Raw genomic sequence first — 23084 nt, 5'->3', positions numbered from 1 at the left:
TTAATAGTGTTCATATTATATTATTATATTAATTGTAATTAGGGATACATATGAAGAAGTGTAAATGTAAGAAAGATAGAAAATGTAGAGGTAGTAAAAAAACAAATAAACAAAAGAAATCACAATGCAATCCTAATCCATTTGCAGATGCAGTCATTCCACCATGTGCGGAATATTTAGAAAATGACAATGTATTGGTATTAGACGGTGAATTGATTTATAGAAGTGTTAATAAAATATATGTATTTATTACTACAAGTGCCTCAAATAATGGTCCTACAGGCAGTTTAGGTGAAGCACTTGAAACTAATGTTGAGATTAGCATTACAACATTTATAATTGGTCTATTTATTAATCAAGTTCAAATGGGTGTTATTGAGTATGACAAAACAAAACCAATCCACCCAGATGAAAAGATTGATTTACTAATACATCAATGCCTTCAAAATATATGTGAAGAAGATAAGGAAGAAAATCAATATGATTCAGAAATGAATGAAAAAACTAAGGAATCTCAAAAGGATGAAATGGGTAATAAGTCAGATGAAAGTGAAGGAGCTAACGAGTCTCAATCACAGAATTCAGCAGAATTTAATTATAAATTAACATTCATTATATCTAATGGTAATGCTATTGCTACTTTTGTGAAATATCAAGTAAATATAACAGAACTTAATTATACTATATTATTGGCATTAAATAGGTTAGAAGGAGATCCAGGATTATATTTTCCAAATAATAATTATGCAACACCTATCCCAGTGAATTTTTATTTAGCGGGATTGAATATAAAATTCCCAATAGATCCAAAATGTCTCTAATAGAATTGTGTGTCTGTGAATTATATATTTCTAAATGTTGAAGCATAATGACTACTGTCAGCATTAGGTATTCAAATATCAGTTTTAATATAAATTACTTTTAAACTGCCTCTAAGTTTATTTAGTTTTTGCTAATAATCATATAATCGCCGCAAGTAAGTTGAACTACTTCCGCTCTTAAAGCCTTTGAAATATCATCAGTTAACTGCTTTTGCTCCTCTTGAGTTTGGGCAACTAAAATTAAGGGGTTTCCATTTTGTGCCCTATCTTTAGATAGGGTTATATATGCTATTATTTCATAACCAGTATTATAAAAATCTGTACCCATGGTATTCCTGCCTTTCTATTTATTAAGATTAGATTTCATTAAACTAGAGCTCTTTTTTATACTCTCTAAAAGAGGTGTTTTCTTTATTGTTTCTATAAAAGAGCCTTCATTATAAATTATTGGAACTAGCATAACAGCCACTCTTCCTGTTTCGTAGTCACATTTAGTATAGTGGTATCTTTTTAGTCCTAACATTCTGCAAGCTTCAAATATTATAGCCTGCCTTTGACCGTGATGATCAATTATTCTGTTAAAGTGTCTTTCATTAGGATAAATTATTGCTGCCATGCCACCATCTTTAACTAAATTTCTTGCTCTATCTGTACCTAAATGATTTGTAACAAAAATATCATCTACATATAGTTCGGAATTTTTTACAGTTATCTTAGCTAGCTTTACTTGAGCAATATCTCCAATAGATTTGCCTTTTGAAAAATTTTTGAGTATATAAAAAATTATGCCTCCAGCTAAAATACCACTTAATATATTTATTAGAATAATATTATGAGGCATAATATGCATGGTTAAGCTAGTTAAAAAGGAAACTAACAATGATAAATAATTTCTCGCTTCAAAAGTTTTTGCAATACCGTCAATGTAAGCTTCTCCTCTAAAAACATGTTCCACATTATCAAGATCTTGAAGGCTTTCTTTTTCTATTCTTCGCACTTCTCTAAACTGTTCAGTGGCAAGAACTAGAAAGGTTATTGCTTCAAAGTTCCTTTCAAGAATAGCTGGAATCGCAATAGCGCCTATTCCAGAAGATATAAACCCAGTTACTAAATGAATTAAATATCCATTTGGATAGCTGGGATACTGCCTGTAATCAACGACTAATGTAATGTATCTAGCGGCAGTACCACATAGTATTGGTATTAAGATTAAAAATATATAATACTGAGAAAGCATTTCTTTTTCCATATGATCCTCCGAATATTTAGTAGTTAGAATATAAATAACCAATTTTATATATTAATTTTCTGCATTATATATAAAAAATATACAGTTATCTTGAAATTTGAAATCTATATAGATAACCCAACTAATACATGAACTTATGCATATAACTCACCGAAATCATAAATATTTTGTTCCGAAAAGCTATGAAAATATCGCTGAAGGTTCTAAGCAGCAGGTTGTATCCAATTTAGCATGCTCCAACTTTCAGTTTGACAAGCTAAATTGGAACAACCTACAGCTAAGAACCTTTAACAGCTCATTTTCAAATGTTTTCTTCACAAATATATTTATGATTTCTAGTAAAGATATGAGTTTAAAATTCTAGCAATTTTGTAAATCTGTTCATCTAATAAGTCGAATTCTTAAATTGTTTATCTATATAAGTTTCAAATTTATTTGGTAACTTACCGAAGAAATCATAAATACTTTGTTCGAAAAATCTATGAAAATATGCCTGAAGATTCTAATTGGTATGGAAATATCTCTATATTAGGATAAAAAATATGATCATAAACATCTATTAAAAAATTAATATTTAGAGGGTGAACTAATAGGAGATTATGGACTTAAATGAAATATAATTCTTCAATAAGGAAAAGTATGTAATACAAGCTATCGATGCTACTTTTACTAGTATTTTTATAGGTTATAATTTATCATACTGGTTAATATATTACTGCCAAGCAAAATTTATATTAATTAAGGGAGGTAGATGCATATGTCATCAAATAATAATAGTGGAAGAAATAGAACATTAGTACCAGAAGCAAAACAAGGATTAAACAGATTAAAAACTGAGGTTGCTTCAGAAGTCGGATTAAACGATTATGAAAATATGGATAAAGGAAACCTTTCTTCAAGACAAAATGGATATGTTGGCGGATATATGGTAAAACATATGATCGAAAGTTACGAACAAGGTCTTAAGTAATAAGCATAAGACTAAGAGAATAAAAATAGTTGTTTAAGATATAAAGCGAAATTTTATATCTTAAACAACAAGACCTAAAAGATTTAATTAATAAATCTTTTAGGTCTATTTTTTACTATAATATACTTGCCTTCATTTAAATTAATACAGAATTTAGATTGAATATACTTATGAGCGTACTAATAATATTGAGGATAAAATAATTATTAATATATTTTAAAGAAATAAAAATGGCCATAAATTCCAAGCATTAAAGCCGTTTCCGTAATATCCACCGTAATTACCGTAATTCATTCCATAGTTGCCGTAGTTCATGCCACAATTTCCAAAGTTTAAACCACAGTTTCCTCCGCAATTACCATAGTTCATACCGTAATTTCCATAATTCATACCATAATTACCATATCCGTAATTGTTATTATAGCAAGGCTTGCAAGATTTTTTGCAACACTTTTTCATAGCCCATTTCTCCTTTGTTAATCAAAATCATTTGTTATACTAACAATATATTAGGCAGTATTAAAAGTTGTTACATAATATTTAGGTAAAGCTTAAGAAAATTTATTATAATTTAAAATCTTAATTGATAACTCTAATTTAAATAAGTTATTACTGTCTTCCAAGGAAATATCAAGTAAGCTTTGAATCTTATTAAAGCGATAAAATAATGTGCTTCTATGTATATTTAATTTATTTGATGTATGGTTAGCATTTCTATTACATTCTAAGTAGGTTTTCAGAGTTGTAAATAATTCAGTTTTATTCTTCTCGTCGTATTTAATAAGCTTTTTTATTAGAGGGTTAACTAAGGTTGTTATATCAATTCTAGGTAAATCATTATTTTCTTTTGAACTTGCAGATATATGAATAAGATAATATTCAATGTAATCTTCAAAATAACTTATATCACTATGGATTTTCATATATAATGATAGCTTTAAAGCGCATATTGATTGCTTAAAGTAATCTTTTATATCCAATAAATTATTAAAATTAATACTAGCTCCACATCTTAAATTGTTTAGTTTTAAAAATTCTAATAGATTTTCTTTTATGTACTCACTTATAATTTGTTCATTATCACTGCTAATAAGAAAAATAATTGTATCTTTATAATAGGTTGAAATACAATTTCCAAGTATACCTTTAAGTCTTTGAATTAAGTCTCTTAATCCAAAGTTATGTCTATAATCCTCATATTTCTGCTTGAAGGGTATTGAAAGGATTAAATTGTATTTGCTTAAAGTAAAGCTACTATATTTTAATCGTTCACTGGCATATTCTAAATTATCTATATCATTAACCAATAAATCCATCAAATAATATTCTTCATCTAGACCTGAGTTACTTATAAATAGATTATCTTTTTGTATTTGAATAGAAAGCAAATTGGATAATATATTTGTAAGTTCTAAATCTTCATCTTCAAAATCACGATTACGTTGAAGAACACTTATATATCCTATTGAAATTCCATTAACTTTAATAGAGCAAAATATTAAATTTTCATCGGAATAATGAAAAAATGAATTATTTGTTTTGTAAATAGTGTCCATACATTTATTTTCTTTCATTAAACTAATAATACCTGACAATAAATAATCTTCACCATTATGGGTTTCGATGCTTGAATTTTCACACTTAGCTAGATGAGAACGAGTGATGAGTCGATAGCTTGTATCTAAAATAAAAATAGGATTTCCTAAAAAGTTTTCAGCTATGCTAAGAATATCATCAATATTATTTTGAACAAATAAACTATCATAAAGTTCATATCTTTTCTTATATAAATCGTATTCCTTTTCCATTAAATTCTCCTTATTTCGCTTAAATTGAAAAAATGTCTAAACATTATAAACTTAAGAGCATTATTTTAAGACTTATTTTTGATGAATGACATTTTCTATAATGCTAAAATTATGATAAATCGTTTGTTTTTGCAATTCAAAACTAATTATCTTATTAAATTATAATTAGAAAATGCAAAAGTATAAACTAATTTTAACAAAATATTGAGCTATTAAAGGAGAAGTATTAATGAGTTTTACAGTATTAGGTATTACAGCAGGAAGAAAAGATTCAAATTCAGAAATCTTATTAAAGGAAGCATTACTTGCATGTCAGGAACAAGGTGCAGATGTTAAAATGATTAATTTAAGAGATTATAATATTATGGAATGTTCAGGATGTACAGCTTGTACACATGGAATGAGTAATGGAAAAAATGTTGGATGTACGTTAAGTAAAAAAGATGATAAGGAAGAAATTATGAAAGTGATGCTAAATGTAGATGCTATAATTGCAACTGCACCAACATATGACTTAATGCCAACAGCAACATTTTCAAAATTTATGCATAGAAATCTAGCATATGAATCAGCATTCTTAGAATTTATTGGCGCAATTGAACATAAGGATAGAGTTGCAGGTTTAATTGCAGTTGGGGGATCTACTCGTTCTTGGCAGTCAATGGCACTTGAAAGCATGCAGGCTACATGTTTTACAAATGATTTTAAAGTAGTTGATATGTATTTAGCAACAAGAGTTCCGGCACCAAAACAATGCTTATTACACGATGATATGATAGAACGTGCTCATAAAATGGGTGAAAATATAATGAAATCATTAAATACTCCAGTAGAAGAAAGAACTTGGCTTGGAGATGAAGGTATGGGATGGTGCCCACATTGCCATTCAAATGCATTAATTCTTGGAGAAGTGCAATGGGACGGGCTACATTATCCAGTTGAATGTCAAGTTTGCGGTGCTGGTGGAAACTTAGAGAAGACAGAAGAAGGAAAATGGAAATTTGTTATCCAAGAAGATGGATTAATTCGTGATCGTACATCTGTTGAAGGTAGAGGACATCATGTAAAGGAAATTATGCATACACAGGGCGGTTTCTATACAGACGAGAATTTGGCAGTTGTTAAAGAAAAATTTGCAAAATATAAGGAATTAAAATTTCCTACAATTGAAATTAATAAATAATTAATGCCGTATTACTAGAGATATATATTTTAAAAAGGTTATAGTATTAGAAAATGAATGATGTCATTTAATGGCGTTGTTCATTTTTTTATTTCGTAGAAAGCTGAATTAAAGTCAAGTACGAGTATAGTGTGGTCTGCTTACATAAATTATAAAGAATGCTGATTAAGAGAAAATATAGTCACATTTTTGAAAAAAATATATTAGGTTTTAAGTAGAAATTTATCATATAAATTTTCCTAAACAGGATATTCAATATTATTGATTCTATTCTTTTCATAAATTACTTAAATTATTATACATAGTCCTTCATAAGTTATTCGACAGTTTTTATTAATGTGTCTTATATCCAACAAGCTTTTATAATATTGATGATTGAAATGAGGAATCCATCAAAATATAATAAACACATGTCGACAAAACAATGACTATTAACGGAGGATGAATTTATGAGAAAAATATTAAAGCATCGTTTTAGTATATTGCTTATATGGATTATAGCTACAATAGTATTCGTAATTAATCAACCAAATTTTAATGCGGTACTAAGTCAAAAGGGTGGAGCGACCATAAGCGAAAACTCACCATCTGTAGTTGCTCAAGAAATGATAAATAAAATGGGTGATTCTAAGGGAGATTCATTGCTATTAGTATTTAACAGCGATAAGGAACTATCAGATGGTGATATGAATGATATTGAACAAGGTATAGATAAATTAAATGAAAATAAAGAAAAATTGCAGATAAATGATATTATAGATCCATTCAGTAAGCCTGAAGCAAAAGATCAAATGATATCAAAAGATAATACAACTGTACTCGTATCAATTTCCTTTGATAAAGGTGAAAGAGATAGTAATGCTGTAATAAAAGATTTTAATAATGAAATCAAAGATGTTAAGGTAAATCATTATATCACAGGCTCGCTTGCCATAAATAATGATTATCAAAATGAAGTCGGAAAGAGTGTTGATAAAAGTGCTTTAATAACTGTAGGATTTATATTAGTTGTGCTAGTGCTTATGTTCCGTTCAGTTGTTACACCTTTAGTAACGCTTCTAGCAGTAGGGTTATCCTATGTATCATCAATGGGGATTATAGGTGTGCTAGTTAATAAATTTAATTTTCCTATTACAAGTTTTACTCAAATGTTCATATGTTTAGTACTTTTTGGAATTGGAACAGATTATCATATACTCTTACTTAATAGATTTAAAGAAGAGTTATCTAATGGGCTAACTATAGATGAAGCTATTATAAACAGCTATAAAACTTCAGGTAAGACGATATTATATAGCGGCTTAACAGTTTTAATGGCTTTTGCAAGTTTAACTTTTGTACAATTTTCTATATATAGATCAGCTAATGCTGTTGCTATAGGCATAGCTATTCTTTTAATAGAAATGTTTACTTTTACTCCTATAGCTATGAAATTATTAGGACGTAAGTTGTTTTGGCCTTCTAAACAAGCAAGTGGTCATAAAGAAAGTGGTTTATGGGGAAGAATAACTTCAATGTCAGTAAAGCATCCAGTAGTTTCTTTGTTAGTTGTTGCAGCAATACTCACTCCTGTAATAACATTTAATGCAAATAAATTATCCTTTGATAATATTAAAGATTTAAGTGATTCAAATGAATCGGTAAAAGGCTTTAATATTATTACAGACAAGTTTAGTGCAGGAAAGGTTATGCAGACTACTGTTGTTTTAGAAAGTGATGAGCCTTTAGATAATAATGAAGATTTAGCGGTTATAGATAATCTTACTGAAAAGCTTAAAGGAGTAAAGGGAATAAAAGAAGTATCAGGACCAACTCAGCCTATGGGAACTATAATAGATAATTTTTATACAAATAAGCAGACAGATACTGTAGTGAATGGATTATCTAGTGCAAATGATGGAATTGGAAAGGTTAAGGATGGATTAAACAAGATGGATAATAGCCTATCAGCTCCAGATTTTTCATCCGTTAAAAATCTATCTGAAGGTACTGGTAATCTTGAAGGTGGAATGGATGCAATAACTAATGGATTGGTAAAAATCAATGATGGAATTGCACAAGGAGCAAATGGTGCAGATAATCTAGCATCAGGTATAGGGCAGCTTAAATCTGGCTTAGCTCAAATAAATGGTGGACTTAGTAATATTTCAAGCAAAATCACAGAAATAAATAATGGATATAGCACACTTGGAGATGGATATAAATCATTAGAGACATCTATAAGTCAATTAAAGCAGATTTCATCGATGATGCAGGGAAGCATCTCAAAAGTTGATGCGAAATTACCAAATGATCCAGATGTAGCAGCACTTAAAGAGATGATTAATAAATTAGGTTCTTCATTAGATAGTATTACTTCAGCTATGAATACTGCTAACAATAACTACGATAAACTTACTTCAGGCTTAAATCAGGTCAATGATGGTTTAAAAACAGTTATTGCTAGTACAAGTTCAGATTCAGAGTTTGCAAAAGGTATTAGTGAACTTGAAAATGGTGCTAAAGCACTTTCTAATGGATTAAAACAAGGTAGTGCTGGACAAGAACAAGTTATTTCAAGTATGTCACAACTAAGAAATGGTGCTGATAAAATTAAAACAGGACAAGATTCATTATACAATGGATTAAATAATCTTAGTGGAGGAATGACAAAACTAAAGGATGGATTAAACGGAAGCAGTAATGGATTGTCGAGTATATCAAATGGAATTGATAAGAGTAACGATTTTTTAAATCAGCTTACTAATACAAAAAGTTTTTATATACCAGATGAAGCTTTTAATAATTCAGATATAAGTAAAATGTTTGATGCATATATGTCTAAAGATAGAAAAATAGCGAAGTTAACTATAACTTTAGATTCAGAGCCATATTCTGATTCTTCAATTAATCTTATAGATAATATAAGTACTGTAGTTCAAAATAACCTCAGTGGTACAAAGCTTGCTAATGTAAAATATGGGGTTGCAGGGGCAACAGCTAATTCTAATGATTTAAGTAATGTTGCAACACATGATATAACTTTTACTCAAATAATAGTATTAGGAGCTATATTTATATTACTAGTTATCGTAATAAGATCATTTTGGATTCCAGTTTATATAGTAGGTTCACTTGGAGTGGCTTATTATGCAGCTTTATCATCAACAGCCTTTATATCAAAAATGTTATTTAGTAGTGCAGCAGAAGGGTTGTCTTGGAATGTTCCTTTCTTCTCATTTATAATGATAGCTGCACTTGGTGTTGATTATAGTATATTCTTGATGATGCGCTTTAAGGAATATCCAAATATTTCTGCAAAAGAAGCTATAGTTTTAGCATCAAGAAAAATAGGTGGAGTAGTAATGTCAGCAGCTATTATTCTAGCTGGAACTTTCGCTACTTTATATCCTTCGAATATTGTTATATTAATGGAACTTGCAATAGCTGTTGTCATAGGATTGTTCTTATTAGCTTTTGTTTTACTTCCAATAGCAATACCAGCGCTTATGTCACTATCAGAAGATATTTCAAAAAAATCGAATACTAAAATGAAAGAAATTGCACAAGCAATGAAAAATAATAATTATATAGAAGAAATGTAGATTTAATCAAAATAAAGGTGCCGAAAAAATTGTGGCACCTTTATTTTTTGCATTACAACAAGTATATACTATATAGATATAGATATAGATATAGATATAGATATAGATGATATAGGTATACTTAGAGGGTTGGAATAGAGAGATTCTAAAGATAATATTAAGTTAGAACATTTCTATTATAATAGCAGCTAAATCTTTAGGTGGAACATTCATATCATCATTAAGCCACTGTTGCACAACTCCAATAAACCCTGAGATTGTATAAGGGATGTAATAATAGGCTTTTGTCTTAGAAAATGAACTGTTTACTGGTAAATTAGCATATTTTATAAAGTTCTTAAATTTTTCTATAAAAGCATAATCTCCATCATGTCCAAGTAATATTTTAAACATATCTGCATTGGTTTTTATGAATTCAAGTAAATAAGTTAAAAATGATAATAAATTATCATAGGAGGCTGTTTCTTCTGAAAATTTGTCATAAGCCTCAATAAAATCATTGAATAATCCTGTCTCAATTTTTTCTAACATATCATATATATCATTGTAATAAAGATAGAAAGTTGATCTGTTAACATCAGCCAGGGCAGTAAGTTCTTTAACAGTAATCTTATTTATTTTTTTTTCAGACATAAGTTTTGTTAAGGCTTCTATTAAAACTTTCTTAGTCTTTCGTATACGTCTATCCACTTTATTTTGCTCCATAATAAAAGACCTCCAAGTAAGCAGTTATGATTAGCTAATATTAAGTAAGTTACTCATCATATATTAAGTAGTTTGGCTATAATTGCAAAAAGTATTAATAAATCCTAATTGAAATAGATAATTGTAATAGAATTGTATAAAGTCAGTGCTTTAAATTGATTATAATTTTAAGTATAATACTTTAAGGAGTACTAAGGTTAAAATTAAAATAGGATTATCCTAATTTAAAGAAATGGAGAGAAGTAATGACAGATTACCATAAATTATTAGGCGTAGAAAAGAATGCATCGAAGGAAGAGATAAAAAAAGCCTATGAAATGCAAGTAGATAAAATGAAAAAAGAAGTGGTCAATGAAAAAAGACTTAATCAATTCTTAAAGATATTTGATGAGGCTTATGAAGCTTTAATCAGTTTAGAGGAAAATCAATCGTTTAAAGAAAATTTAACAGTAGCTATAAATCCAAAAGAAATACAAAAAGAAAAAGATTATAGTAATGAAGATGAAGCTTCTAAAAGTAGGCGTAATTCTAGAAGTAAAGCAAAGGGTTCTGGAGGGAAAAGTAATAATCTAAAGAGAAAAGAAACTTCAAGAAATAAAGAGAGAAAAAATAGCTTAAACGATGATAAAGAGGAAAAAGGAAGAAAACAAAGAGCAGCCGAAAAGAAATCGCAAAATGATACTAAAAAGGCATTTAACTTGATTATGCTGCCATTTAAGATATTAGCGTTCCCATTTATAGTTGTATTATCAGTAATAATAGCAGTATTACAGGTTATAAACATAATTTCATGGATAGCAACTAAATTATTAATCGTTGGATCTATATCTGTGGGAGCCATACACTTATATCAGGTTAAAATGGGACAAGCGATAAATTATAATATATTAATTTTGGCTGGTGCAGTATTATTAGCATCATTTTTCTTACCATACATCTTAAAGTTATTATTAAAAGTTTTACAAACAATAAATGATGTATTAAAAGGCTTTGTTTTTTAGGATACATAAAGGAGTTATTAAATGAGATACTATTTAGCGCCCATGGAGGGAATTACTGAATATATATATAGAAATTCTTATGAAAAGTTTTTTGGAAACGTGGATAAATACTTTACACCTTTTATCGTCCCAAATGAAAGTAGAAGTCTTAAGACTAAGGAGCTTGTAGATGTCCTACCTGAAAATAATAAAGGCATGAACATAGTACCTCAAATACTTACTAACGATGCAGAAGGCTTTATTAATACTTCTAGAAAGTTACAACAATTAGGTTATAGCGAAGTTAACTTAAATTTAGGATGCCCTGCAAGGACTGTTGTTTCAAAGAATAGGGGCTCGGGATTTTTGGCAAAAAGGGAAGAACTAGATTCATTTCTAGATAAAATATTCAAGATGGATGATATTAAGATTTCTATAAAAACTAGAATAGGAAAAGATAATCCCGAAGAATTTTATGAGTTAATAAAAATTTACAATAAATATCCTTTGGAAGAGTTAATTATTCATCCTAGAACACAAAAAGACTTTTATGGAAACAAGCCTAATTTAAATGTATTTAGAGATGCACTAGCTCTAAGCAATAACCCAATATGCTACAATGGAGATATTTTCACAATTAATGATTATAATAAATTAGTAGCGGATTTTCCTGAAATAAATACCGTAATGCTAGGAAGAGGCATACTTGCTAATCCAGGGTTGATTAACATAATAAAAAATGATATTAATATAAACAAAAATATATTAAAAGATTTCCATGATGAAATTTTAAATAGATATATAGAGGTGTTTCCGGAAGATATATATGCAATAAATAGAATGAAAGAACTATTTGGATATATGATTTACATATTTTCAGATAATAAAGAATACGCTAAAAAAATAAGAAGTGCACAAAAGTTAAGCGATTATACTGAAGCTGTACAAAGTTTATTCACAGAGCAAGAAATTATAAAAGAAGCTGGATTGTTTTATAATAAGCAATAAAAAAGTCGCAGGCTACTGTGGTTAAATTCTACATTGGGATTAGTAGTCTTTTCATTTAGGTTTCATATTGTACTTCGCACTCTTTTTATTTAAGTTCCGTATGTGCTTCGCGCACTTTTCAGTTAAGTTCCGCATTGTGCTTCGCACTCTTTTCATAGGTGTAGATTTTTTTACGCATCTTTCTTTTTTAACAAATAAAAAATAAGACCTGATTTTAATAGTAATATTGAAATCAGGTCTTATTTAATTGGGCAGAAAATTAAAAGATATTCTAAAATAGATACGTATGTAGTATTGATATTTAATCTGAAATTTATTCAAAAACATATATTGACAATTAAGGATTACAGTTGTATTCTAATTATAGATTACAATTGTAATACAAAAAAGAGGAGTGAAAGTTATGGGAGAAATACCTAAGATATCTGAGGCAGAATGGGAAGTTATGAAAATTGTCTGGACAGATTCACCACGTACATCAAATCAAATTATTGAGGCATTAGAAGATACAAAAGATTGGAAGCCTAAAACAATAAAGACATTAATAAGCAGATTAGTTAGCAAAAATGCACTTGGATTTAAAGAAGAAGGCAGAAAATACTTATATTATCCAATTGTAAATGAAAATGAATGCATACGTGCAGAGAATCAAACATTTTTAAGTAAAGTTTATAATGGAGCTATTAAGAATATGCTAGTAAGTTTTATAAAAGAAAGTGATTTAAGCAAAGAAGATATAGATGATCTTAAAAGGATATTAGACGAGAGGAATAAGTAGTGTATGTACGAGTATTTTAATTATCTTGATCAGCTATTTAAAATAATATTTCAAACATCTATCACTGGCAGCATATTGATTTGTTTAATTTTAGTTTTTAGGAAATTTTACAAAGAGAGAATAGGTATAAAGTTTCAGTATGCATTATGGTTTTTAGTAATACTACGTTTAACCATATTTAAGCTTCCTGAGAGCACTTTAAGCATGTTTAATCTTATAAATAAATTAGGAAAAAATATATTGTTATTAATTCCTAATAAGGAAGTACATTTTGGAAGTATGTTAGAAAAGGGGAGCAGCCAAGCTAGTTCTATGTCTAATCATGATGTTATCCTAGGAACTATAAATTCCATTGATTTTAGCAATAACGAAATTAATGGGTATAGTTTATCAGGTTTAACTATATTGAGTTTTATATGGCTTATGGGCACAGTGTTTATACTCTCATATATTCTGTTTGCATATAAAAAACTGAGAAATAAGATAAGCAGAGAGTCCATACAAAATAACAGCGAATTTTTAGATGTTTTAAAATACTGCCAAAATAAAATGAAAATTAAAAGAGATATACTGCTAGTCGAGACTTCTAGCGTAAAGACACCAGCGCTACTAGGTTACTTTAATCCAATAATTCTAATTCCAACAGATATTCATAAGATAATATCTGTTGATAAATTAAGATATGTATTTCTTCATGAATTATCTCACTTTAAACGTAAAGATATAGTTATTAACTGGATAATAATTTTTTTAAAGACTATTTATTGGTTTAATCCAATTATTCATTATGGTCTTAGAAAGATGAAAGAGGATATGGAAATATGCTGTGATTCACTTGCACTTTCTTATACGGAAGATGAAGAAGTTGCCGAATATGGATTTACAATAATAAATTTGATAGAATATTTTTCAAAGTCAGTTAATTTAGTTGGGGCAACTTCCATAGTAAATAATAAATCTGAAGTAAAAAGGAGAATTGTTATGATAAAAGTTTTTAATAAAAAGGCCTATAGATTTTCTGCAATGGCAGTTGCATCTTTGCTTGTAATTAGCGGTATTGCACTTACTGATGCAAAGGCATCTGCAAATATAAATGGAGCAAGTAATGCAGTAAATGTAGATAAAATTGATTATGCTTTTGTTAATGATCCTAATATAATAGGTGAGTGGCAAAGTGTAGATTTTGTTGAAAACATAGAAGATTTCAATATAAATGATAAGAAATTTAAAGGTGATTTATTTGTTAAAGAGTTAAATTTTACAGAGGATGGAAAGGTAGCAAGAACTGTATTTACATGGACTAAGGATCACATTCTTAATGATGTTGATAAAACTGACAGTAGTTATGTAATCAAAGATATTGATGGTTCAACTTATATGTTCTTTCAATGGAAGAGCGGGGATTATACAATTAGAGGAGAGAAACCTTGCTACTACGTATTGAAAAAAGTTAGTTCTACTCCATCACTCAATACTAATATATCTGGTAATGAAGTTGAAACAAGATCTGATAAAGTTGACTATCCTTTTATTAATGATCCTGAAGTAATTGGAAAATGGGATAGCGTTGACTTTGTGGAGGATATAAATAACTTTAATCCTGAGAAAAAATCATGGAATGGAGATTTATATTTAAATAATTTAATCTTTGATGAAAATGGTAAAATAGAGAATAAAAATATAACTTGGACAAAAGACTTAGTTTTAAATACTAGCGATAAAACTGCTTCTAAATATATAATAAAAGAAATAAACGGTTCAAAGTATATGTTCTTTGAATGGAAAAATGGTGATTATATAGAAAGAGGAGCAACTCCTTGGTACTATGTTTTGAAGCAAGCTAAATAATAAAACAGAATAATATTAAAAATATATAAAAAAATAGTTGTTCGTATAGAATGGATATTTTTTATGTAAAAATTTCTTACTATTTACAATGGAAAAATGTAGTATCATATTATTAGAATTTATGGAAAAGTTACAGGAACGGAAGAGTAATAGAGTATTATGAAAAAGATTTATTGGTTTTTTAAAATTTACGGGAACATTTTTGTTTTCTGCCCCATCTAATAATTGTAATACTTAGCTAGGTAGTATAAATTAAGGAGGAAAAAGATGGAGTTGATATCATTTTTTGATTATAGGAAAAAGTCAACAGTATCTAAAGCGAAGAAAGGCGATAAAGAAGCTTTTTTAGCTCTTATAGATGAAAATAGATTAAATATTTACAGAGTAGCAAGAGGCATTTTAAAGGATAAAGAAGATATTGAAGATGCCATTCAAAATACAATAATAAAATCATTTCAAAAGATAAATTCTCTAAAACAAGATGAGTACTTTAGAACTTGGTTGATTAAAATTTTAATTAATGAATGTACACAAATATTAAGAAAAGGTAAGAAAGTTACTTATTTATCTGAAAATAGCGATACAGAGATCTATAATGATAGTTATGAAAACATTGATCTGACAAAGGCAATAAATTCATTAAGCGAAGAGTTAAGAGTGACAACAGTACTATTTTATTTTGAGGATATGAGTACTAAAGATATTGCAAAATTGCTGAAGATTTCAGATGGAACAGTTAGGTCTAGACTCACAAGGGCAAGAACAAAACTTAGAGAAATAATTGGTGAGGTGGAGATATGATAGAATTAAATGATGATTTATTTGATGATAAAATAAGAAAAAAGCTAAAGGATGAAATTAACTGTGTACCAAATGATATTAACCAAAAGATTGATAGCACACTTAACAAGATAAATAAGAAAAGATTTACTATAAAGAAAGCTTGCTGCATTTTGGTAAGCTGTATAGGGGTAACACTATTACTTGGAATGGCTATGCCAACATATGCAAGCAATATTCCTATTATAGGGAATATATTTAAAATGTTTACCAACAAAACTTATGAAAATTATGATGAGTATGCTTCGGATTTAAACATAACTAAGGAAAGTAGCGGCTTAAAGATGACTATTGATAAAGTGGTTTACGATGAAGTTCAATTATCAATATTCTATACTATTGAAAGTGAAAAGGAAATACAAGATACTCCAAGATTTCCAGGAGCAAAATTAAGAATAAATGGCAAGGAAACTACTTTTAGTGCAGGTGGAACTGGAAAGCTTATGAATGATAATAAAACCTTTGCGGGTTCTATAGAGTACAATGTGTCAAAGCGTAATTCAATGCCTAAGGAGTTTCAAAATGAACATTTTTTGGGTGGATATGTAGATATACCAGATAAATTTGTATTAAATCTAGATATAGATGAAATAGGATTAGATAATCCTATTAAAGGAACTTGGAACTTTAATATTCCTGTAAGTAGTGAAAAGGTTAATGGGAAAGTGAATGAAAAGGAGTGTGACATAGATTTAAGCAATATAGTTAGTGGATATCATATAAACAAAATTATTACAACACCACTAAATACAGTGATACAAGGAACACGTATGGATGATGAAGAAAATGCTAATAGATTATCTTTTGCTGTATTTGATAATAAAGGAAGATATATTAAAAACAAGTCAGAAGGAGCAGTAGGTGATAAAGATAAAGATGGAAATTATATAATGTATTTCAGTAATGGTTTTAAAGAAATTTATGATGATACTGATTACCTAACATTTATACCATGGAAATATAAAAATAATGATAGCCATGAAACTGAAAATAATATTACTGAAAAACTAAATTTAAAAGGAGAAACAAAGTTATATTCCAGTGATGGAAAAGAATATATGACTATTACTAAAGTGAATACTGAAGATGGAAAAACAAAAATTTATTATAAATCAAGATATGGAGTCAATGCAGCCCCAGTTGAAATAGTAGATAATAAAACTGGTGAAAATATAATTTCATTTAGTGATAATTATAATTTTGAAGAGCAAAAAGAAGCTACTACTTATAATGCAGATACTGATGAGTATACAATTACTTGTGATAAAGAAATTAAAGATGGAGACTATTCTGTTAAAACTGTAGATAAATCAAAATCTATCGAAGTTTATGGTGATGAAAAATTCACAATAAAAATTAAATAGTAAATTATATATATTGAAAAAATAATTCTTTATGATAATTCTAAAAATATTGCTAGAATTTTAGCTGTAATAGTAAATTGCGAAATGCGCATTGTGCATTGCAACTATATTTTTGAAGGTGCATCTTAGCCTTATAGAAGAGGCACCTTCATTTTTTTGAGATAAAGCATTTAGGATTACCATAGATAATACCTATTTTATTTTAATAAAATATTAAAATAATTGGACTCTTTATGGTAAATCATTTAAAATTGATATAAGAAAATATAGGTTTATTTTTATTAGTGTGTATTTTAGGGCTTACTTAAGGATAAAAGAGAATTACATAAATTTTTTGATATTAATAAAAACCTATTAGACTATACATAAAACAATTTGGGGAGGAAACTTGATGAATTTACAAATTAAAGAGTTATTAGAAAAAAGAATACTAGTACTAGATGGGGCTATGGGGACTTGTATTCAGAATTATAAATTAGAGGAAAAAGATTATAGGGGAAATTTAAACATCTCTTGTAATCAAAAGGGAAATAATGATATTTTAAATCTCACTAATCCTAATATAATAAGAGAAATTCATGAAGCCTATTTGGAGTCTGGTGCAGATATAATTGAAACTAACACATTTAATAGTACGAGTATATCTCAAAAAGACTACGAAATGGAAGATAAAATATATGAACTTAATTTTGAAGGTGCAAAGCTTGCTAGAGCTGCTGCAGATAAATTTACAGCAGAAAATCCAGATAAACCTCGTTTTGTAGCAGGATCACTTGGACCTACAAATAAAACTGCATCTTTATCACCCGATGTTGAAAATCCAGGTTATAGAAATATAAGTTTTGATGAGCTAGTTGAAGCCTACAAAGAACAAGTTTTAGGACTTATAGATGGAGGAGTAGATTTAATTCTTATAGAAACAATTTTTGATGCATTAAATGCAAGAGCAGCACTTATGGGAGCAAAGTCTGCATTTTTAGAAAAAGGCAAGGACTTACCTGTAATAATATCTGGTACTATTGCAGATAAAAGTGGAAGAATTCTTTCAGGTCAGACTTTAGAAGCTTTTGCAAATACTATGGTAGATGAAAGTATAATTGCAATAGGACTTAATTGTTCATTTGGAGCAAAAGATTTGATACCATTTGTAAAATATCTTTCAAGAACTCAAAATAGATACATAAGTGTTTACCCTAATGCAGGACTTCCAAATTCTTTTGGGGAATATGATGAAAAGCCAGAAGAAACTGCAGCTTTAATAAAAAGTTTAGCAGAGGATGGATGCCTTAACATTGTAGGAGGTTGCTGTGGTACAACTCCAGATCATATAAAAGCAGTAGGTGAAGCTATAAAAGATATTCCACCTAGAAAGATACCAGACATTGAAACTGAAACAGTTTATTGTGGTTTAGAAGCTCTTAGGGCAAATAAGGAAAATAACTTTATTAATATTGGTGAAAGAACAAACGTAGCAGGTTCAGCAAAATTTGCAAGATTAATTAGAGAAAAGAATTATGAAGAAGCTTTATCTATAGCTAAAGACCAAGTTGAAAATGGAGCACAAATAGTTGATATTAACTTTGATGATGCTCTCTTAGATGCAAAAGAAGAGATGGATAAATTCTTAAAGCTTTTAGCAAGTGAGCCTGAAATTTCAAAGGTTCCAGTAATGATAGATTCTTCTAAGTTTGAGGTGCTTGTAACTGGACTTAAAGCTATTCAAGGAAAGCCAATAGTAAATTCAATAAGCCTTAAGGTAGGGGAAGAAGAATTTAAGAGACAGGCGTCTATTATAAGAGATTTTGGAGCAGCTGTTGTAGTTATGGCCTTTGATGAAAATGGTCAGGCAGATTCTTATGAGAAGAAGATAAGTATTTGTAAAAGAGCTTATGATATTTTAGTAAATGAAGTTAATTTCCCTCCAGAAAATATAGTATTTGACCCTAATATTTTAACAATTGCTACAGGAATAGAAGAACATAATAATTATGCAGTAGATTTTATTAATGCAACTAAATGGATAAAAGAAAATTTACCTTATGCAAAAGTAAGCGGTGGTGTAAGTAATCTTTCATTTGCATTTAGAGGTAATAATGTAATAAGAGAAGCTATGCATTCAGTATTTTTATATCATGCCATAAAGAATGGTATGGATATGGGGATCGTAAACCCTGGAATGATACAAATTTATGATGAAATTGATAAAGCTTTACTTGAAAAAGTGGAAGCAGTTATTTTCAATAAAAGTGAAAATGCAGCAGATGAGCTTTTAGAATTTGCAGCAACCTATAATAAAGTGGATAATAAAGCGGAAGAAAATAAGGAAGCTTGGAGAAATGAAGATGTCAAAGAGAGATTAAAGACTGCCCTTGTAAAAGGTATAGATAAATATATTAAAGAAGACGTAGAAGAGGTAAGATTAGAATATAGCAAATCCTTAGAAGTAATAGAAGGACCTCTTATGGATGGAATGAATGAAGTAGGTAAGCTTTTTGGTGAGGGTAAGATGTTTTTACCTCAAGTTGTTAAAAGCGCAAGAGTAATGAAAAAAGCTGTTGAAGTCTTGATGCCATATCTTGAAGAAGAGAAAAGCAGCAGTGGAAGCATTAGTGCTGGAAAAGTAGTTTTTGCGACTGTAAAAGGTGATGTTCACGATATAGGTAAAAATATTGTGTCAGTAGTTCTTTCGTGTAATAACTTTGAAGTTATTGACCTTGGAGTAATGGTGCCTACAGAAGTTATTTTAGAAACAGCTAAGAAAGAAAATGCAGATATTATTGCTTTAAGCGGCCTTATAACACCATCCTTAGAAGAAATGTCAAATGTGGCAGAAGAGATGGAAAAGCAAGGCTTTAAAATTCCACTAATGGTAGGCGGAGCTACAACATCAAAGGCTCATACAGCAATTAAAATTGCACCTAAGTATTCTGGTGGAGTAATTCATACAACTGATGCGTCAAAAGCTGTTGAAGCTGCTAAACTTCTTTTAAATAAGGATAAAAAAGCAGAATATCTTAATAAGATAGAATCAGAATATGAAACTTTAAGAGAAACATTTAACAAAGTACCTAGAAAATTTGTCACTTTAGATTATGCAAGGGAAAATAATTTCAAGAAAGAATGGGATAAAGAGCAAATCGAGAAGCCTAAAATGTTAGGGATAAAGAAATTTATTGATTTTCCTATAGGGAAATTAAGAAAATATATAGATTGGAGCTTTTTCTTCATTGCTTGGGATATGGGAATGACATATCCACAAATCCTTGAAGATGCAAAATACGGTGAAGAGGCTAAGAAATTATTAGCTGATGCTGAAAAAATGCTTGATAAAATGGAGCGTGAAAATATTTTAAAAGCAAATGCAGCCTTTGGTCTATTCGAAGCTAATTCTGCAGGGGATAATATTGAAGTTTATAATGATTCTGAAGTGATTAACTTTAATCTTTTAAGGCAGGAAGAAGAGAAAAAAGATAATACATATATGTGCTTATCTGATTTCATAGCTCCTAAAGATACTGGGATAAAGGATTATATAGGTGCATTCATAACAACAGGAGGAATAGGTGCAAAAGAATATGCAGATAAGCTTAAAGCCTCTGGCGATGATTATGGTGCAACAATGGTTATTTTACTTGCAGATAGGCTTGCAGAAGCTTTTGCAGAATATGTTCATGAAAAAGTGAGAAAAGAATACTGGGCATATTCGCCAGATGAGAATTTATCCATCGAAGAAATATTTAAAGGTAAATATAGAGGAATAAGGCCTGCAATTGGTTATCCTTCCCTCAGAGATCATTCAGAAAAAGTTAAATTATTTAACTTACTCGATAAAGAAGGAGAGCTTAATGTAAAACTTACTGAAAGCTATATGATGTCACCAACTGCAAGCACCTGTGGTCTTTACTTTGGAAATAAAGATGCTAAATACTTTGACATTAATAAAATAAATCATGATCAGTTTGATGATTATGCTCAAAGGAATGGCAGAGATAAAGGTGAGCTTAAAAAGCTTATGTATACAATTATAGATTAGGATTCTTTTGATAAAAGTCAGAAGACAGTTTAATTGAATAAAATATACCCTATAAGATAGACGATTTAATAAAAGCCTATCTTATAGGGTACTTTTATGTATAATAGAATAAATAATACTAGGAGAAAATTAGGATGAGCAAAAAGATATTTACAGATGAAGAAGTAATGCTATTATCAAAAAATATATATGTGAAAAATGTTAGTAATAAAGGAATTACATACACTGATGAATTTAAGCGCATATTTATAATCGAAAATCAAAACGGAGAATTACCTAGGCAAATTTTTGAGAAAGATGGCTTTGATATAAATATTATAGGTATAGAGCGGGTTCATTCATCAGGCAAAAGATGGCGCTCCGCATTTCGTAGAAATGGAGTTGCTCAATTGCAAGATACCAGAAAATTTAATACAGGCAGACCAACCGAAAAAGATTTATCGCTGCAACAGAAATACGAGAAACTTGAAGCTAAAGTTAAGCTTTTGCAAGCTGAAAATGAGCTTTTAAAAAAGTTAGAAATGCTAGAAAGGGGGATGAGAAAAAGCAAATAAACTTGTTGGCTAAAGAAAAATTTATAATTATCCAAGAAACTATAGAAAAATACAAACTAAAAAACAAAATTAAATTCTTGTGTGAATTAGCAGGCGTTTCACGCTCCGGTTATTATAATTATTTTTTACCAAAGTCAATATCTACACGTAGTAGACAAGACTCTAAAGATATAGAAAGCTATACAAATATACTAGCTGCATATAACTTTAAAAAACGTAGTAAAGGTGCTAAGCAAATTAAAATGACGTTACAAAATGAGTTTAGTATAAATTATAATCTTAAGCGTATTAGAAGAATTATGAAAAAATATAACCTTGTATGTCCTCACAGAAAAGCAAATCCTTATAGAAGAATGATGAAAGCAACTAAGGAACATAGGGTCTTACCAAATTTATTAAATAGAAATTTTAAACAAGGTATACCAGGAAAAGTACTGTTAACTGATATATCATATCTATTTTTTAAGAATGGTCAAAAGGCTTATTTATCGACCATTTTAGATGCTTCAACAAACGAAGTATTAGCATACAATGTTTCAAAGAGCTTAAAAATAGACATTGTAACAAATACAATCGATATACTTTTAAGATCAAGTAAAATTAAGCTTAATAAGGATGTGTTTATTCATTCAGATCAAGGAGCTCATTATACAAGCCCAATTTTTCAGAATAAACTCAAAGAAAATAAGATAGGACAGTCTATGTCTAGACGCGGAAACTGCTGGGACAACTCCCCTCAAGAATCGTTCTTTGGGCATTTAAAAGATGAAACATATTTAAAAGATTGTGAGACTTTCGAAAAATTAGTTAAAGAAATTGATGATTATATGATTTATCATAATAATTATAGATGCCAGTGGAATTTAAAAAAGATGACTCCTGTTCAATACAGAAATCATCTTCTTAATGTTGCTTAGGCTTTTTTAAACTGTCCTTGACAAAGGATATATTTTAGAAAAATAAAACTATATAGATTTTTATTTTATAACAGCAGTTTAGTGTGTCAGCATGAGATGACATGTTAAACTGCTTTTTCAAGCATGTACATAAGTATAACTTATTTTAAAATTCTACATGAAGTAAATATTATCATATGGTTGCCAATTATTCTAAATTTGAAAGTGAGATCTTATAAGTTGTTTTATTATATGACCAAAATCTTATTCAGTAAGCACATTAAACTCACATTATATATATAACCAATATAAACTTCATTTGATAGTTTATATATTATCTTAATGAAGCTTATATGGGCCATTTTTATGGATTGGAATTTTATTTAAATTATAGGTATCCAATTTATGATTTCGGTAAGTTACCACATAAATTTAGTTTTAAAGCTGGATATATATGCTTGCA

The 23084-nt window shown here is 29.0% G+C and carries 17 protein-coding genes; 12 read left to right on the top strand and 5 right to left on the bottom strand.

All coding sequences use genetic code 11. The annotated features are described in order from the left end of the window. Window positions 1–50: 50 nt before the first annotated feature. The gene (locus ACJDTP_RS13200) at window positions 51–821 is read left to right on the top strand and encodes a hypothetical protein (RefSeq protein WP_406761462.1); all 771 of its coding nucleotides are present in this window, start codon (window positions 51–53) and stop codon (window positions 819–821) included. Window positions 822–942: 121 nt separating this feature from the next. Here the strand turns inward: ACJDTP_RS13200 and ACJDTP_RS13195 are convergent, their stop codons facing one another. Together ACJDTP_RS13195 and ACJDTP_RS13190 are read right to left on the bottom strand one after the other, a co-directional pair. Beyond that, on the bottom strand, window positions 943–1149 hold the full coding sequence (locus tag ACJDTP_RS13195) for a capping complex subunit for YIEGIA (RefSeq protein WP_012059301.1): 207 nt from the start codon (window positions 1147–1149) through the stop codon (window positions 943–945). A gap of 15 nt (window positions 1150–1164) precedes the next feature. Then, window positions 1165–2070, bottom strand: a complete 906-nt coding sequence (locus tag ACJDTP_RS13190; protein ID WP_406761461.1) for a YIEGIA family protein — start codon at window positions 2068–2070, stop codon at window positions 1165–1167. A gap of 757 nt (window positions 2071–2827) precedes the next feature. Here ACJDTP_RS13190 and ACJDTP_RS13185 point away from each other — a divergent pair. Then, window positions 2828–3040: an alpha/beta-type small acid-soluble spore protein gene (locus tag ACJDTP_RS13185; protein ID WP_168981016.1), complete on the top strand. Its 213-nt coding sequence runs from the start codon at window positions 2828–2830 to the stop codon at window positions 3038–3040. Window positions 3041–3256: 216 nt separating this feature from the next. Here the strand turns inward: ACJDTP_RS13185 and ACJDTP_RS13180 are convergent, their stop codons facing one another. Together ACJDTP_RS13180 and ACJDTP_RS13175 are read right to left on the bottom strand one after the other, a co-directional pair. Beyond that, a complete protein-coding gene (locus ACJDTP_RS13180; RefSeq protein ID WP_077840497.1) occupies window positions 3257–3499 on the bottom strand; it encodes a hypothetical protein in 243 nt (80 codons plus the stop codon). A gap of 92 nt (window positions 3500–3591) precedes the next feature. After that, window positions 3592–4848 carry a PucR family transcriptional regulator gene (locus ACJDTP_RS13175; RefSeq protein ID WP_406761460.1) on the bottom strand — a complete coding sequence of 419 codons (1257 nt, stop codon included), beginning with the start codon at window positions 4846–4848 and terminating at the stop codon, window positions 3592–3594. 229 nt (window positions 4849–5077) lie between these two features. Here ACJDTP_RS13175 and ACJDTP_RS13170 point away from each other — a divergent pair, with 229 nt between their 5' ends. Further along, window positions 5078–6031, top strand: coding sequence for a flavodoxin family protein (locus tag ACJDTP_RS13170; protein WP_103699260.1), 954 nt, complete (start codon window positions 5078–5080; stop codon window positions 6029–6031). Window positions 6032–6480: 449 nt separating this feature from the next. Beyond that, entirely contained in the window at window positions 6481–9615 is a 3135-nt protein-coding gene (locus ACJDTP_RS13165; protein ID WP_406761459.1) for an MMPL family transporter, read from the top strand. Window positions 9616–9777: 162 nt separating this feature from the next. Here the strand turns inward: ACJDTP_RS13165 and ACJDTP_RS13160 are convergent, their stop codons facing one another. Next, complete coding sequence (locus tag ACJDTP_RS13160; protein WP_406761458.1) at window positions 9778–10320, bottom strand: TetR/AcrR family transcriptional regulator; 543 nt, start codon at window positions 10318–10320, stop codon at window positions 9778–9780. 245 nt (window positions 10321–10565) lie between these two features. On the opposite strand from ACJDTP_RS13160, the gene ACJDTP_RS13155 reads away from it, so the two are divergent. The 8 genes from ACJDTP_RS13155 (at window position 10566) to ACJDTP_RS13120 (ending at window position 22642) form a co-directional block, all read left to right on the top strand. Next, on the top strand, window positions 10566–11321 hold the full coding sequence (locus ACJDTP_RS13155; protein WP_406761457.1) for a molecular chaperone DnaJ: 756 nt from the start codon (window positions 10566–10568) through the stop codon (window positions 11319–11321). 21 nt (window positions 11322–11342) lie between these two features. Continuing rightward, window positions 11343–12308 (top strand): tRNA dihydrouridine synthase, encoded by a 966-nt coding sequence (locus ACJDTP_RS13150; protein WP_406761456.1) that lies wholly within the window; start codon window positions 11343–11345, stop codon window positions 12306–12308. A gap of 403 nt (window positions 12309–12711) precedes the next feature. Further along, window positions 12712–13086 carry a CopY/TcrY family copper transport repressor gene (locus ACJDTP_RS13145; RefSeq protein ID WP_009170362.1) on the top strand — a complete coding sequence of 125 codons (375 nt, stop codon included), beginning with the start codon at window positions 12712–12714 and terminating at the stop codon, window positions 13084–13086. Window positions 13087–13089: 3 nt separating this feature from the next. Next, window positions 13090–14934, top strand: coding sequence for a M56 family metallopeptidase (locus ACJDTP_RS13140; protein WP_406761455.1), 1845 nt, complete (start codon window positions 13090–13092; stop codon window positions 14932–14934). A gap of 267 nt (window positions 14935–15201) precedes the next feature. After that, window positions 15202–15735, top strand: a complete 534-nt coding sequence (locus ACJDTP_RS13135; protein WP_271811464.1) for an RNA polymerase sigma factor — start codon at window positions 15202–15204, stop codon at window positions 15733–15735. Continuing rightward, entirely contained in the window at window positions 15732–17138 is a 1407-nt protein-coding gene (locus tag ACJDTP_RS13130) for a DUF4179 domain-containing protein (RefSeq protein WP_406761454.1), read from the top strand. The genes ACJDTP_RS13135 and ACJDTP_RS13130 overlap by 4 nt, the downstream gene beginning before the upstream one ends. A 391-nt stretch (window positions 17139–17529) precedes the next feature. Continuing rightward, window positions 17530–21171, top strand: coding sequence for a methionine synthase (gene metH / locus ACJDTP_RS13125; protein WP_406761453.1), 3642 nt, complete (start codon window positions 17530–17532; stop codon window positions 21169–21171). A 134-nt stretch (window positions 21172–21305) separates the two neighbouring features. Further along, window positions 21306–22642 (top strand): IS3 family transposase gene (locus ACJDTP_RS13120; protein ID WP_406761452.1). Its coding sequence is split into 2 segments (ribosomal slippage): window positions 21306–21690 and window positions 21690–22642, totalling 1338 coding nucleotides; the frame shifts between segments, so codons are not numbered across the junction. Window positions 22643–23084: the final 442 nt, after the last annotated feature.

This window comes from Candidatus Clostridium helianthi (assembly GCF_045310795.1).
In the GTDB taxonomy this organism is placed as follows: domain Bacteria; phylum Bacillota; class Clostridia; order Clostridiales; family Clostridiaceae; genus Clostridium; species Clostridium helianthi.
This window is presented reverse-complemented; position numbering and strand designations above follow the sequence as displayed.

What these genes read in the sequence shown, in the direction of transcription:
- ACJDTP_RS13200 (WP_406761462.1), top strand. Translation starts at nt 51, where the DNA reads ATGAAGAAGTGTAAATGTAAGAAAGATAGAAAATGTAGAGGTAGTAAA.
- ACJDTP_RS13195 (WP_012059301.1), bottom strand. Translation starts at nt 1,149, where the DNA reads ATGGGTACAGATTTTTATAATACTGGTTATGAAATAATAGCATATATA.
- ACJDTP_RS13190 (WP_406761461.1), bottom strand. Translation starts at nt 2,070, where the DNA reads ATGGAAAAAGAAATGCTTTCTCAGTATTATATATTTTTAATCTTAATA.
- ACJDTP_RS13185 (WP_168981016.1), top strand. Translation starts at nt 2,828, where the DNA reads ATGTCATCAAATAATAATAGTGGAAGAAATAGAACATTAGTACCAGAA.
- ACJDTP_RS13180 (WP_077840497.1), bottom strand. Translation starts at nt 3,499, where the DNA reads ATGAAAAAGTGTTGCAAAAAATCTTGCAAGCCTTGCTATAATAACAAT.
- ACJDTP_RS13175 (WP_406761460.1), bottom strand. Translation starts at nt 4,848, where the DNA reads ATGGAAAAGGAATACGATTTATATAAGAAAAGATATGAACTTTATGAT.
- ACJDTP_RS13170 (WP_103699260.1), top strand. Translation starts at nt 5,078, where the DNA reads ATGAGTTTTACAGTATTAGGTATTACAGCAGGAAGAAAAGATTCAAAT.
- ACJDTP_RS13165 (WP_406761459.1), top strand. Translation starts at nt 6,481, where the DNA reads ATGAGAAAAATATTAAAGCATCGTTTTAGTATATTGCTTATATGGATT.
- ACJDTP_RS13160 (WP_406761458.1), bottom strand. Translation starts at nt 10,320, where the DNA reads ATGGAGCAAAATAAAGTGGATAGACGTATACGAAAGACTAAGAAAGTT.
- ACJDTP_RS13155 (WP_406761457.1), top strand. Translation starts at nt 10,566, where the DNA reads ATGACAGATTACCATAAATTATTAGGCGTAGAAAAGAATGCATCGAAG.
- ACJDTP_RS13150 (WP_406761456.1), top strand. Translation starts at nt 11,343, where the DNA reads ATGAGATACTATTTAGCGCCCATGGAGGGAATTACTGAATATATATAT.
- ACJDTP_RS13145 (WP_009170362.1), top strand. Translation starts at nt 12,712, where the DNA reads ATGGGAGAAATACCTAAGATATCTGAGGCAGAATGGGAAGTTATGAAA.
- ACJDTP_RS13140 (WP_406761455.1), top strand. Translation starts at nt 13,090, where the DNA reads ATGTACGAGTATTTTAATTATCTTGATCAGCTATTTAAAATAATATTT.
- ACJDTP_RS13135 (WP_271811464.1), top strand. Translation starts at nt 15,202, where the DNA reads ATGGAGTTGATATCATTTTTTGATTATAGGAAAAAGTCAACAGTATCT.
- ACJDTP_RS13130 (WP_406761454.1), top strand. Translation starts at nt 15,732, where the DNA reads ATGATAGAATTAAATGATGATTTATTTGATGATAAAATAAGAAAAAAG.
- metH (WP_406761453.1), top strand. Translation starts at nt 17,530, where the DNA reads ATGAATTTACAAATTAAAGAGTTATTAGAAAAAAGAATACTAGTACTA.